Here is a 13114-nt window from a genome sequence, read left to right on the forward strand (position 1 = left end):
ATGAGACAGCATCACTGACCGTCTCGAGAAAGGGAATTCAGATGTCCAAGACCGCTTCCGTCGCGCTCGCCCCCTCCGCCTCGCTGTTCACCCGCTTCCTGGCCGCAGTCGATCGCTTCCTGATGGCGAGCGCCGAGATTTCGAATCACAACGGCGACCTGCCCCGCTTCGGCCTGTAAGCAGCGCCTCCCGCGCGGCAAGCGCGACGCGCCGGTTTCAGAACCGTCCACATACTACTTTTGATGAATGGCCCCGCAGGACGGGGCCATTTCTATTTGCGTTGTCCCGAGTCACAGCCGCAACCGATGAAGGTCCTGCGGCATTTGCGCACGGTGATCGGACCAGCGCTTGAACCTTGGCATAATGAATACAAGAATGCCCCTCCAGCGCTCGTAGAAAAATTAGAGGCGCCACGGGAGGCTTTATGACGGACATGGTGCAGGCAACGGTTCCAACCGCCGCGCGGGTTAGCGACACGTATCGCTGGACGCAATTGGCGGTCGGTGTAGCGGCGATGGTGATGATCGCCAATTATCAATACGGCTGGACGTTCTTCGTCCCCGACATCCAGAAAAAGTTCGGCTGGGATCGCGCCTCGATCCAATGGGCCTTTACGCTCTTCGTACTGTTCGAGACATGGCTGGTGCCGGTCGAAGGATGGTTCGTCGACAAATACGGCCCGCGCATCGTCGTGCTCGTCGGCGGCGTGCTCTGCGCCATCGGTTGGGCGATCAATGCGCAAGCCACCACGCTCAACGGCTTCTATCTCGGCATGATCATCGCGGGCATCGGCGCCGGCGGCGTCTACGGCACCTGCGTCGGCAATGCGCTGAAATGGTTTCCCGACAAGCGCGGTCTTGCTGCCGGCATCACGGCGGCCGGTTTCGGCGCGGGCTCCGCGCTCACGGTTGCGCCGATTCAGGCCATGATCAAGGACAGCGGATTCCAGACCACCTTCCTGTATTTCGGGCTCGGCCAGGGCATCATCATCTGCATCCTCGCCTTCTTCCTCTACGCGCCGAAGGCCGGACAGGTGCCTCCCGTTGTGCAGAACGCTGCGTTGCAACAGACCCGCCGCAACTATCAGCCGACCGAAGTGCTGCGCCAGCCGATCTTCTGGCTGATGTACTTCATGTTCGTGATCGTCGGCGCCGGCGGCCTGATGGTGACGGCGAACCTGAAGCCGATCGCAGTCGACTGGAAGGTCGACAGCGTTCCGGTGACGCTGATGGCGGTGACGATGACCGCGGTGACGTTCGCAGCCACGATCGACCGCGTGCTCAACGGTCTGACGCGTCCGTTCTTCGGCTGGATCTCCGACATGATCGGCCGCGAGAACACGATGTTCATCGCCTTCGGCATGGAAGGCTTCGGCATCTGGATGCTCTACCTCTGGGGACACGACCCGCTCTGGTTCGTGTTGCTGTCGGGCTTCGTGTTCTTCGCCTGGGGTGAGATCTACTCGCTGTTCCCCTCGACCTGCACCGACACGTTCGGCGCCAAGTTCGCGACCACCAATGCGGGCCTGCTCTACACCGCAAAGGGCACCGCCGCGCTGCTTGTCCCGATCGCCAAMTACATGCAGCAATCGTCGGGCACGTGGGACAGCGTGTTCATCATCGCGGCCGGCGCCAACATCCTGGCTTCGCTGCTGGCGATCATGGTGCTCAAGCCCTGGCGCAAGGTCGTGGTCGCGAAATCGACCGCCGCCGCCTGACGCACTCCACCACTCCTTCAAGCACGACGCCCGGCCTCACGGCCGGGCGTTTTCGTTTTTGCAGAACCCGCCTTGGCTACCGCTGACGTGAAGGGAACCGCGCACTTTTCTTGCGCTGCGTCACAAGATTGGGCTTGCCTTCTGGAATATGGTATACCAATGTCCCCGCCGCGCTTGCGACGATAAGCCACAATATTTGCGACACTGGGTCATCTTGCAATCCCAGGTCGCATTCAATCAGGCGCGTTGGGAGGTTATTGATGATTTCCAGCACGGACGGCGCCGTCACAGCTGCGCCTCTTCGCACCGGTTTCCGTTGGTTCCAGCTCGCCATGGGCATCGTCTGCATGGCGATGATCGCCAATCTGCAATACGGCTGGACGTTGTTCGTCGATCCGATTGACGCCAAGTATCATTGGGGCCGCGCGGCGATCCAGCTCGCTTTCACCATCTTCGTCGTCACCGAGACCTGGCTGGTGCCGATCGAGGCCTGGTTCGTCGACAAATACGGTCCGCGCATCGTCGTCATGTTCGGCGGCGTCATGATCGCGCTGTCCTGGGTGCTCAACTCCTACGCTGACTCGCTCGCCCTGCTTTACGCCGCCGCGGTCGTCGGCGGCATGGGCGCCGGCGCGGTGTACGGCACCTGCGTCGGCAACGCGCTGAAATGGTTTCCCGATCGCCGCGGCCTCGCCGCCGGTGCGACCGCCGCCGGCTTCGGCGCGGGCGCCGCGCTCACCATTGTGCCGATCGCGACCATGATCGTAACGAGCGGCTACCAGCACGCGTTCCTCACCTTCGGCATCGGCCAGGGCCTGATCGTGTTCGTGCTCGCCTTCTTCATCCAGCCGCCGCGGATCTCCATCCCGCCGAAGAAGAAGCAGCTCAATCTGCCGCAGACCAAGATCGACTTCACCCCGCCGCAGGTGCTGCGCACCCCTATTTTCTGGGTGATGTATCTCGTTTTCGTCATGGTCGCCTCCGGCGGCCTGATGACCGCGGCACAGATCGGCCCGATCGCGCACGACTTCAAGATCGCCGACACGCCGGTGACGCTCGCGGGCTTCCAGATGGCGGCATTGACGTTCGCGATCTCGCTCGACCGCATCTTCGACGGTTTCGGACGTCCCTTCTTCGGCTGGGTCTCCGACACGATCGGCCGCGAGCACACCATGTTCATCGCGTTCGGCACCGCGGCGGTGATGCTGCTGACGCTGTCGGCCTATGGAAACATCCCGATCGTGTTCGTGCTCGCGACCGCGGTGTACTTCGGCGTGTTCGGCGAAATCTACTCGCTGTTCCCCGCCACCTGCGGCGACACGTTCGGCTCGAAATACGCAACCACCAACAACGGCATGCTCTACACCGCGAAAGGCACGGCATCCCTGCTCGTCCCGCTCGCCAGCGTGATCTCGGCAACGTACGGCTGGAAGGCCGTGTTCGTGGTCGCAGTGGCGCTGAACGCGACGGCGGCGCTGACGGCGCTGTTCGTGATCAAGCCGCTGCGCCGCTCCTTCATCCTCGGCAAGGAAGCCGAGAGCGCCAACGCCGCGACCGACACCGCCAAGACCGGCAACGCCAAGACCGAGACAGCGTAGCGACCACACGCCTTTCAATCGGTCGAAAGGGGCGCAGCGATGCGCCCCTTTTCCTTTTTGGCACGATGACAAACGTCAGTATTGCTGCCGCAAGAATTTTCGGATCAGCCAAATCGAATGCTTGACGATTGGCATTATGTATACCACACTTCCCCTGTCATTCACCTAGGGAGGTTGCAATGCTGGTCGGAGACATTCTGCGCAAGAAGACACCGCGCGTTGTCACGGTGCGAATGAACGAAACGGTGGGTATCGCCGCCAAGCTGATGCGCGCCAACAATATCAGCGCGCTGGTGGTCAAGGACGTGGTCCGCTCCGAAGGCAACACCGCGGTCGGCATGTTCACCGAGCGCGACGTGGTGCGCGCCGTCGCCGAGCATGGTGCCAACGCCATCAACGTCAAGGTCTCGCAGCTCGTGTCGGTGCAGCAGCTGGTGTCCTGCAGCTCCTCAGACACGATCGAGCACGTCCGGCATCTGATGAACCGCAATCACATCCGTCACCTGCCGGTCATCGACGATTACAGCCTCGTCTCCGTCATCAGCATGCGCGACATTGCTGCTGCCGTTGACGAAGCGATCAACGGCTCGCCGCAAGCAGCAGCTTAAAGCGTCACACTTCCCCTGCGACTACCGGCCCCGGCTCGGACCTCTCCGAGCCGGACCGGATCTTTCGTCCCAAAATTCCGGACACCCGCGAGGATTTCATGAAGATCTGCATCYACGGCGCCGGCGCGATCGGCGGATATCTCGGGGTTCAGCTCGCACGCRCTGGCGCCGACGTCAGCCTGGTCGCGCGCGGCGCCCACCTTGCCGCGATGCGTGAGCGCGGGCTGACCCTGCTCGCGGGCGAGGAGAAGCACACCGTGCATCCGCGCTGCACCGACGATCCCGCCGAACTCGGCGTGCAGGACTACATCATCATCACGCTGAAGGCGCATTCGATCACCGGCGTGATCGAGAAGATGCAGCCGCTGCTCGGGCAGCACACCCGCATCGTCACCGCAGTCAACGGCATCCCCTATTGGTATTTCTACAAGCACGGCGGCCAATACGAGAATTCGACGCTGGAGAGCATCGACCCCGGCGGACGGCAGTGGCGCGAGATCGGCGCCGAGCGCGCCATCGGCTGCATCGTCTATCCCGCCACCGAGATCGAAGCGCCCGGCGTGATCCGCCACGTCTACGGCAACAATTTTCCGCTCGGCGAGCCCTCCGGCGAAATCACCTCGGACGTGCAGCGCCTCGCCGATCTCTTCGTCACCGCCGGGCTGAAAGCGCCGGTGCTCGACCGCATCCGCGACGAGATCTGGCTGAAACTCTGGGGCAATGTCTGCTTCAACCCGATCAGCGCACTGACCCATGCAACGCTCGACGTGATCTGCACCGATCCCTCCACGCGTGCGCTGTCGCGCGCGATCATGGTGGAGACGCAAGGCATCGCCGAGACGTTTGGCGTCAAATTCCGCGTCGACGTCGAGCGCCGTATCGAGGGCGCCCGCAAGGTCGGCGCGCACAAGACCTCGATGCTCCAGGATCTCGAGCGCGGCCGTCCGATGGAGATCGACCCGCTCGTCACCGTGGTGCAGGAGATGGGCCGCCTCACCGGCATCGCCACGCCCGCGCTCGACTCGGTGCTGGCGATGGTGACCCAGCGTGCTCGCATCGCCGGCCTCTATGACGGCGTCTCCGCGCCCGCCGATCCCCGTGCACTGGCGGTGGCGTGATGGCGGGCGAGATGAAGCAATGGCTGCGCTTCCGCCATGCCGGTGCGACCGGCTTCGGCACCCTGACGCCATCAGGCATCAGCGTGTATGAGGGTGAGATGTTCGGCCGCCATGCAGCCACCGGCAAGGTGCTGGCGCTGTCGGAGGTCGAGCTGCTCGCGCCCTGCGCGCCCAGCAAGATCGTCGCGCTCTGGAATAATTTCCACGCGCTCGCCGCCAAGCTGAACCAGCCCGAGCCGCCGGAGCCGCTCTATCTGCTGAAGGCGACCACCACCATCACGACGCCGGGCGCCGTGATCCGCCGCCCCTCTTACTACGACGGCAAGACCACCTATGAGGGCGAGCTCGGCATCGTCATCGGCCGGACCTGCGCCCGCGTCTCGCCGGCGGAAGCGGACAGCTTCATCTTCGGCTACACCTGCGTCAACGACATCACCGCCAACGACATCCTGACCAGCGATCCCACTTTCCCGCAATGGGCCCGCGCCAAGGGCATCGATGATTACGGCCCGTTCGGCCCCGTCATCGCAACCGGCCTCGATCCGGCCAAGCTTGTTGTGCGCACCATCCTCAACGGCGCGGAGCGGCAGAACTATCCGATCTCGGACATGATCTTCACCGCGCAGGAGCTGGTCAGCAAAATCTCCCACGACATGACCCTGCTTCCCGGCGACCTCATCGCCGTCGGCACCTCGGTCGGCGTCGGGGTGATGAAGGAGCCGGTGAATTCCGTGACCGTCGCGATCGACGGCATCGGCGAGCTGACCAACGAGTTTCGGCTGTAACTCGCTGCGTCATTCCTAGGCCGCAAATCCATCGTGGGCCCGGAATGAAGGCTCGCCGGCCATTTGCGCCGCAGCCCGGCAAAAATTGATCCTGCGCAAATCGGCGGTCGCGGCTGCCGCTATCCTTCCCGGCAACAGATCGATTTCTGATGCAAGGGAGGATGTCATGTCGAACGCCAGTAATGCACTTCTCTGGGCGGCTCTGTACTTCGCTCTTTCGTTCGCTGCGATCTTCGTGGTCTGGTTCGCCGACAAGATGCGCACGAACTTCCTCGGGAAATGATAGCCCGAGGCTCGCCGGCTCGCGCCGACGCCTGCTGCTAGCCTCCCCGAAAGGGGCCCACGCAGTGCCGTAGCCCGGATGGAGCGAAGCCTAATCCGGGACGGGCGTTTCTGCGCGCGCAGACCCCGGATTGCGCTTTGCTCCATCCGGGCTTACAGGCCTTGCCCCGCTCCCCGGGAAAACCTGGCACCCTGCTCTCCGCCAATCGACTGACGCAACCGGCAGTGGATCGCGCGACCGGAAACATCTGGCAACCCCGCCCGCCCCTTGATCTCGGTTCCGCTCTCCAATAGCAACTATGGCGAGAATGTGTCCCGGGTGGGGAAGTCACGATGTGGCTGTTTTTCGTGGTTGCCTGGTTTGTCCTGCTAGCCGCCATCGCGATCCTCGCCCAACAGGCGTTTGGTTATGACGTCGCGCACTTGCCTGCCCTGTTTGCGGACCTGCCTATGCCGCAGCGTATCGCAACCGGCGCGATCGTGACGCTCGGGCTGGCGCTGATCGGCGCCCCCGCCTGGCGGCTCTCGCGTCAGGATCGCCGCCTCAATACCCTGCGCGACCGCCTCAAGAAGACCCGCGAGGATGTCGTCGTCGCCCACGCCCTGCAAAACCACCTCGACGCCACCGTCCAGCACCTGATCGAAAGCGATCCCCGCGAGGCCGTCTCCGCCCTCCACGACAAGCTGGGCGAGACTGAGCAGCGCGCCCTACTCCAGCAGGGCCGAAACGAATCCACCGACATGCACGACCAGCTCGCCGAGATCCGCCGGCGCCAGCAGGGGGTGCGAGAGATGGTCGGCAAGGTCGCCGACCAGCGGCGCGCGGTCGAGCCTGTTTTCACCGAGATCCGCGACCGCCAGAACCAGCTCGAACGCTCCCTGCTCGACCTCGAGACCGACGACCGCAAGAATAACCTCGCCGACCGCCTGAAGGACGTGGCGCGCGACGTATCGGCGCTGCTGTCACGGGTGAACGCGGTCCAGGACACTTTCGTGACCCTCAACCAGTACAAGGAAGATCTGGCGAAATCCCATGCCGAACTGGTCCCGCTGCGCTCATCGGACGCCGGCATCAATGCCCTGATCGGCGAGCTCGGCCTCAGCCATGACCGTCTGGCCAAGAGCATCGACGAGCTCGAGACCGGCGGCGAGGCGCCGCTCGACACTCGCGTCGAGACGCTCTCGAAGAACAAGATCGAGATCGCGCAGCGCCTCGCCCGCATCGACGACAGCTTCAATATCCTGAAAGCGATCCGGCTCGATTTCGAGGAACTCGGCCAGCGCCAGGCCCAGCTCGAACGCTCGCTCGCCGACGTCGAAACCGACCCCGAGGGCAAGACCCTCGTCGACCGCCAGAACGCGCTGAACGATTTCGTCCTCCAGTCGCGCCAGCGGCTCGGCGCGTTGCAGGAGACGCTGGCGACGCTGAACGCCTTCAAGACGGAGTTGTCGAAGTCGCAGGCCGACCTCGTTCCGCTGAAGGCGCCGGTGTTCGGCATCGAGGCCATGATCGCCGAGGTCGGCGCCACCCGCGATCTCCTTGCGAACACCGTCGGCGAGATCGAGGCGAACGGCGACGTCACCCTCGCCTCGCGCGTCGATGCCCTCGCCAGGAGCAAGCGCGAGGTCGAAGACCGCCTCGCCCGCATCTTCGACAATTTCAACGCGCTCGATGCCTTGCGCAAAGACATCGGCGGCATCTTCTCGACGATCAGGAACAGCCTGAACCGAATCGGGTGAGAAGCCCGAGCTGCGTAGGATGGGTAGAGCGCAGCGAAACCCATAACCACGATCACCGTGGAAAGGGTGCGATGGGTTTCGCTTCGCTCTACCCATCCTACAGCCCGCAATCACGCCGCGCCGAAACATCCAGACACATCATATCTCCGCGCACCCGATCAATGCCGCCAACATGTCCCGCGGGTGCCGCAACTTGGACGCATTCGGCCGCCTTCTATGAGGCGTGTCTGGGGGCACGGCCGTGCCGTGTTTAGACCAAACCTTCTAGGGGTATGACTGTGAAGAAAATTGTAATTGCTCTGGGTGCGACGCTTGCTCTGGTGACGGCTGCGAACGCTGCGGATCTGCCGCGTCGCCAGCCCGTTCCCGTCTATCCTGCGGAGCAGGCGCCGATCGGCAAGATGCCGATTGGCAAGAGCCCGATTGGAAAGGCCCCGATCGGCAAGGCGCCCGGCCCGGTCGCTGCGCGCTACTGACGCGCAACGGAAATACGCGCAAGAAATCTGCGTAAGCGGCCGGTAGTCGAGGGGCACAACGTGACGAACACATCTGATCGATCGGGATCCTGCATCCTCGCGGGATTCGCTCTCGCGGCGATGCTCGCCTGCACCACCCCCTCGGCCTCGGCCCACGAAGCGAACAAGCGCGTTGCCGACGCCAATGCGCTTGCTACGACCGACGCCGCATCACGACCGGCGCCGCAATCGACGCGGCGCTCCGTCGCACGCGCAGAGAAAGGTCCCTACTACGTCGACTTCCGCGCGCGGACGGCGGCGAGCTGGGGCCATGCGTTCGTCTGGTACGGCAAGACCAGCGAGCGCGCCGTCGAAGTCGCGGGCCTCACGCCCGCCGGCGACACTTGGGCCTATGTGCTCGGTCACCTCACCTGGGTGCCAGCCGAAACCGGCGCGAGCTACGGCGATCTCGATCCGGACTATCTGACCGCGAACTACCGCGTCTATCTGAGCGAAGCCGACGCCAAGCGCGTCTTCGCCTATATCAAGAAATTGCAGGCGAGCTCGCCGGTCTGGAACGCTGAGACCACCAACTGCACCGGCTTCATCGGCGACATCGCCGAGTTCATGGGCCTGCAGGTCCCCTACCGCTGGCAGCGCCCGGAAAAATTCGTCAACAGCCTCAAGGAAATGAACGGCGGCCGCCAGATGGTGCGGCTGTCGGCGGAGTAGTTCTACCGTCATTGCGAGCGCAGCGAAGCAATCCAGAGTCCCTCCGCGGAGACAGTCTGGATTGCTTCGCTGCGCTCGCAATGACGGTGTTGAAGCAGCGGGGCTAAGAACCGACTCAGCGGTGCCGGCCTGACGGAAACCGGCGTCCAATTATCCGCCCTGCGGAATCACCCTCATCGCTCGCATGACGCCCCGCACGCCCGGCTGATAGACTTTTCCTACCCCCGGCGGCATCCTGCCGCCATCAACCGATAACAGAGCGCCACGCGAGGCGGGGGAAACAGATCATGCTGCAGACACGGTTCACAAAGCTCGTCGGCGTCGAGCACCCGATCGTCCAGGGCGGCATGCAATGGGTCGGACGCGCCGAGCTGGTCGCCGCGGTCGCGAACGCTGGCGCGCTCGGCTTCATCACGGCGCTGACCCAGCCGACCCCGGAAGACCTGACCAAGGAGATCGCGCGCTGCCGCGACCTCACCGACAAGCCCTTTGGCGTCAACCTCACCATCCTGCCCGCGATCAAGCCGCCGCCCTACGCCGAATACCGCGCCGCCATCATCGAGGCCGGCATCACCGTGGTCGAGACCGCCGGCAACAAGCCGCAGGAGCATGTCGATGAGTTCAGGAGGCATGGCGTCAAGATCGTGCACAAATGCACCAGCGTCCGCCACGCGCTCTCGGCCGAGCGCATGGGCGTCGACGCCATCTCGATCGACGGGTTCGAATGCGCCGGCCACCCCGGCGAGGACGACACCCCCGGCCTGATCCTGATCCCGGCCGCCGCCAACAAGATCAAGATCCCGATGATCGCCTCGGGCGGCTTTGCCGATGCCCGCGGCCTCGTCGCCGCCCTGGCGCTCGGCGCCGAGGGCATCAACATGGGCACCCGCTTCATGGCCACCAAGGAAAGCCCGATCCACCAGCTCATCAAGGAGAAGATCGTCGCCAATGACGAGCGCGAGACCGAGCTGATCTTCCGTACCATGCGCAACACCTCGCGCGTTGCCAAAAACGACATCTCGACCAAGGTCGTCGCCATGGAGAAGGAAGGCGCGAAGTTCGAGGACATCCGCGAGCTGGTTGCGGGCGCCCGTGGTAAGATGGTCTATGCGACCGGCAATTCGGACGAAGGCATCTGGTCGGCGGGCCAGGTGCAGGGCCTGATCCAGGACATCCCGAGCTGCGCCGAGCTGATCTCCCGCATCGTGCGCGAGGCCGAAGCCATCATTCGCAGCCGGCTCGAAGGCATGATCGCTCATCCGAGCGCACAAGCCGCTGAATAATCACTGCAAGAAGCGAGAGTAATTCATGAAGGCTTATGTCTACGGCCCTGACGGCGCTCAGATTTCCGACGTCGCTCAACCAAAGCCTAAGGGCACGCAGGTGCTGGTCCGCGTCCGCGCCTGCGGGCTGAACCGCGCCGACACCGGCATGCGCAAGGGCCACGCCCATGGCGCCGCCGGCGGTGCCGGCACCGTGCTCGGCATGGAATGGGCCGGCGAGGTCGCCGAGCTCGGACCGGATGCCAAGGGCGTGAAGGTCGGCGACCGCATCATGGGCTCGGGCGGCGCGGCGTTCGCCGAATACACCCTGGCCGATCACGGCCGGCTGTTCCGCGCGCCATCGAACATGAACTTCGAGGAAGCCGCCACCCTGCCCGTCGCGCTCGCGACCATGCACAACGCGGTCGTCACCGTCGGCGGCATTCAGCCCGGCCAAGCCGTGCTGATCCAGGGGGCGAGCTCCGGCGTCGGTCTGATGGCGATGCAGATTGCGAGGCTCAAGGGCGCCAAGCTCGTGATCGGCTCGTCGACCGATCCCTATCGCCGCGGCCGGCTTAGGGAGTATGGCGCCGACCTCGCCGTCGACTCCTCCGACCCCAAATGGGTGGACGAGGTGCTGAAGGCGACGAACGGCGAAGGCGTCGACCTCATCGTCGACCAGGTCTCGGGCAAGGTCGCGAGCCAGAACCTCGCCGCCACCAAGGTCAAGGGCCGCATCGTCAATGTCGGCCGGCTCGGCGGCACCCATGCCGATTTCAACTTCGACCTGCATGCCGCACGCCGGATCGACTATGTCGGCGTCACCTTCCGCACCCGCACCATCGAGGAGGTCCGCGAGATCTTCGACGAGGTCCGCAAGGACATCTGGGGCGCGGTCGAGTCACGCAAGCTGCAGCTGCCGATCGACAAGGTCTATGCCTYCGCCGACATCGACAAGGCGTTCGAGCACATGGAGGCGAACAAGCATCTGGGGAAGATCGTCGTGACGCTGTGATGCCTGGCCGGGCGACGAGCGCGCGGTCTCGTAGGGTGGGCAAAGCGAAGCGTGCCCACCACAGCGGTTGATCAGGAGACACTTGTTGGTGGGCACGGCGCTACGCGCCTTTGCCCACCCTACGAGACTGAGCCAGTGGCATAAGCGAGCATTCAATTCGGAAGCATTCGCAATAGTTTCGCTCCTGCAACTCACTCGCGACTACAGCTGTGGATCGTCGCTTGATGTTCAGCCCTAGGCTGCTAAATCCCCGGCCATGAGCGCACAGCACAACAAGACCTCGGTCGCCGCAATCTCGATCTTCGCCAGCGGCGGCATGGCAGCGGCCAAGTTTGCGGTCGGGATCGCGATCGGCTCGCTGGCGCTGATTTCGGAGGCCCTGCATTCCTCGATCGACCTGGTCGCGACCATCATCACCTGGGCGGTGGTGCGGGTGTCCGACAAGCCGGCCGACGAAGAGCACCATTACGGCCACGGCAAGCTGGAGAGCATCTCCGCGCTCGGTGTCACCGCCCTGCTCTACGTGCTGGCCGGGGGCATCCTGGTCGAATCCTACAGCCGCCTGCGCGAGGGAACTCCGCCGCCGACCATCTCGGCCGTACCGTTCGTGGTGCTGGTGATCGACATCGTCGTGAACTTGTGGCGTGCCCGCGCCCTGCACCGCGCCGCACGGGAAACGCGCAGCCAGGCGCTCGCGGCGGACGCGCTGCATTTCGCCTCCGACGTACTCGGCTCGTTCGCCGTGATCATCGGCCTGATCCTGGCCGCCCTCGGCTTCTGGTGGGGCGACGCCGCGGCCGCTGCCGCCGTCGCCGTGATGATCGCCCTGCTCGGCCTGCGCATGGCCGGCTCGACCGTGCAGACGCTGGTCGATCGCGCCCCCGAGGGCGCGCAGGAGAAGGCCACGGCCGCGATCCTTGGCGTGCCCGGCGTGATCGACGTCGAGCGGTTGCGGCTGCGCATGGTGGGCGCGACCATGTTCATCGACACCATCGCGAAGGTGCCGCGAACCTATCCGATCGACCGCGTCGAGGAGATCAAGCGCAAGGCGCAGGCGGCGGTCGACAAGGCATTCGGCGACGCCGACCTTACCTTCACCGCCGTCCCCGTCGCGCGCGACAACGAGACCGTGCGCGACCGGATCATGGTCATCGCACACAATTCCGGCCTCGCCATCCACCACGTCACGGTGCACGACCTCGGCGCCAAGCTCATCGTCGGCATCGACCTCGAGGTCGACGCCGGGATGCAGCTCGACGCCGCCCATGACATCGCCAACACGCTGGAGCGCAGCATCCAGGAGGAGTTCGGCGCCGACGTCGAGGTGGACGTCCATATCGAACCATTGGAACCGGAACTGCCGTTCGGGGTCGATGCCGTGCCGGAACGGGTGCGGGCCATCGCCTCCGCCCTGACGGAATATGCCGCCGGCGGCGAGATCTACGACATCCACAATGTGCGTGTCCGCAACACCGACGCCGGCGAGATCGTCAATTTCCACTGCCGTGCCACGCCCTCGATGAGCGTGATCAAGGTGCACGAGCATGTCGACGCGATCGAGCGCGCGCTCCGCCGCGCGTTCCCGAGCGTGAAGCGCGTGATCAGTCACGCCGAGCCGCCGCGGGCGTGACGCGAAATGTGCGGGGAGTCACATGTTCTCGTTTCGGACTCGCCACGCACGTAAGTTTGCGGACGCAAAGTGCGCGTTGGATAAGAATAAATTCGCGTTAACGATTCGTTGACTCTCGACAGCCTGCGAAAACTGGATTCAAATCAGGCTTGATTCGGAAGCGATGTGGGGC

Annotated in this window: 12 protein-coding genes; all 12 read left to right on the forward strand. The window is 64.3% G+C overall.

The genetic code is table 11. The features are described 5' to 3' along the window. The first annotated feature begins 41 nt into the window (after positions 1 to 41). A complete protein-coding gene (locus tag AB4Z51_RS19900) occupies positions 42 to 179 on the forward strand; it encodes a hypothetical protein (RefSeq protein ID WP_166098301.1) in 138 nt (45 codons plus the stop codon). Between the two features lie 245 nt (positions 180 to 424). Further along, the gene (gene oxlT, locus AB4Z51_RS19905) at positions 425 to 1717 is read left to right on the forward strand and encodes an oxalate/formate MFS antiporter (protein WP_441497806.1); all 1293 of its coding nucleotides are present in this window, start codon (positions 425 to 427) and stop codon (positions 1715 to 1717) included. Positions 1718 to 1977: 260 nt separating this feature from the next. Next, the gene (gene oxlT / locus AB4Z51_RS19910; protein ID WP_085400621.1) at positions 1978 to 3315 is read left to right on the forward strand and encodes an oxalate/formate MFS antiporter; all 1338 of its coding nucleotides are present in this window, start codon (positions 1978 to 1980) and stop codon (positions 3313 to 3315) included. A 179-nt stretch (positions 3316 to 3494) separates the two neighbouring features. Then, positions 3495 to 3923 (forward strand): CBS domain-containing protein, encoded by a 429-nt coding sequence (locus AB4Z51_RS19915; RefSeq protein WP_063984529.1) that lies wholly within the window; start codon positions 3495 to 3497, stop codon positions 3921 to 3923. A gap of 98 nt (positions 3924 to 4021) precedes the next feature. Next, complete coding sequence (locus AB4Z51_RS19920; RefSeq protein ID WP_441497807.1) at positions 4022 to 5041, forward strand: 2-dehydropantoate 2-reductase; 1020 nt, start codon at positions 4022 to 4024, stop codon at positions 5039 to 5041. After that, positions 5041 to 5826: a fumarylacetoacetate hydrolase family protein gene (locus tag AB4Z51_RS19925; RefSeq protein ID WP_085400618.1), complete on the forward strand. Its 786-nt coding sequence runs from the start codon at positions 5041 to 5043 to the stop codon at positions 5824 to 5826. Before AB4Z51_RS19920 ends, AB4Z51_RS19925 begins: the two co-directional genes overlap by 1 nt. A 615-nt stretch (positions 5827 to 6441) precedes the next feature. Further along, positions 6442 to 7848 carry a hypothetical protein gene (locus tag AB4Z51_RS19930; protein WP_085400616.1) on the forward strand — a complete coding sequence of 469 codons (1407 nt, stop codon included), beginning with the start codon at positions 6442 to 6444 and terminating at the stop codon, positions 7846 to 7848. A 272-nt stretch (positions 7849 to 8120) separates the two neighbouring features. Continuing rightward, positions 8121 to 8324 (forward strand): hypothetical protein, encoded by a 204-nt coding sequence (locus AB4Z51_RS19935; protein ID WP_063984531.1) that lies wholly within the window; start codon positions 8121 to 8123, stop codon positions 8322 to 8324. 60 nt (positions 8325 to 8384) lie between these two features. Continuing rightward, complete coding sequence (locus tag AB4Z51_RS19940) at positions 8385 to 9035, forward strand: hypothetical protein (protein WP_071915558.1); 651 nt, start codon at positions 8385 to 8387, stop codon at positions 9033 to 9035. A gap of 287 nt (positions 9036 to 9322) precedes the next feature. Further along, entirely contained in the window at positions 9323 to 10318 is a 996-nt protein-coding gene (locus AB4Z51_RS19945; protein WP_063984534.1) for an NAD(P)H-dependent flavin oxidoreductase, read from the forward strand. Between the two features lie 25 nt (positions 10319 to 10343). Then, positions 10344 to 11312: a quinone oxidoreductase family protein gene (locus AB4Z51_RS19950; RefSeq protein WP_441497808.1), complete on the forward strand. Its 969-nt coding sequence runs from the start codon at positions 10344 to 10346 to the stop codon at positions 11310 to 11312. Between the two features lie 256 nt (positions 11313 to 11568). After that, positions 11569 to 12942 carry a cation-efflux pump gene (locus AB4Z51_RS19955; RefSeq protein ID WP_085400612.1) on the forward strand — a complete coding sequence of 458 codons (1374 nt, stop codon included), beginning with the start codon at positions 11569 to 11571 and terminating at the stop codon, positions 12940 to 12942. Positions 12943 to 13114 lie beyond the last annotated feature (172 nt).

The organism is Bradyrhizobium sp. 2TAF36, assembly GCF_052114925.1.
GTDB classification, from domain to species: Bacteria; Pseudomonadota; Alphaproteobacteria; order Rhizobiales; family Xanthobacteraceae; genus Bradyrhizobium; species Bradyrhizobium barranii.

Excerpts from the sequence above, each read along its gene's own strand:
- oxlT (WP_085400621.1), top strand. The coding sequence starts at position 1,978 with ATGATTTCCAGCACGGACGGCGCCGTCACAGCTGCGCCTCTTCGCACC.
- AB4Z51_RS19925 (WP_085400618.1), top strand. The coding sequence starts at position 5,041 with ATGGCGGGCGAGATGAAGCAATGGCTGCGCTTCCGCCATGCCGGTGCG.
- AB4Z51_RS19955 (WP_085400612.1), top strand. The coding sequence starts at position 11,569 with ATGAGCGCACAGCACAACAAGACCTCGGTCGCCGCAATCTCGATCTTC.
- AB4Z51_RS19900 (WP_166098301.1), top strand. The coding sequence starts at position 42 with ATGTCCAAGACCGCTTCCGTCGCGCTCGCCCCCTCCGCCTCGCTGTTC.
- AB4Z51_RS19930 (WP_085400616.1), top strand. The coding sequence starts at position 6,442 with ATGTGGCTGTTTTTCGTGGTTGCCTGGTTTGTCCTGCTAGCCGCCATC.
- AB4Z51_RS19935 (WP_063984531.1), top strand. The coding sequence starts at position 8,121 with ATGACTGTGAAGAAAATTGTAATTGCTCTGGGTGCGACGCTTGCTCTG.
- AB4Z51_RS19915 (WP_063984529.1), top strand. The coding sequence starts at position 3,495 with ATGCTGGTCGGAGACATTCTGCGCAAGAAGACACCGCGCGTTGTCACG.
- AB4Z51_RS19945 (WP_063984534.1), top strand. The coding sequence starts at position 9,323 with ATGCTGCAGACACGGTTCACAAAGCTCGTCGGCGTCGAGCACCCGATC.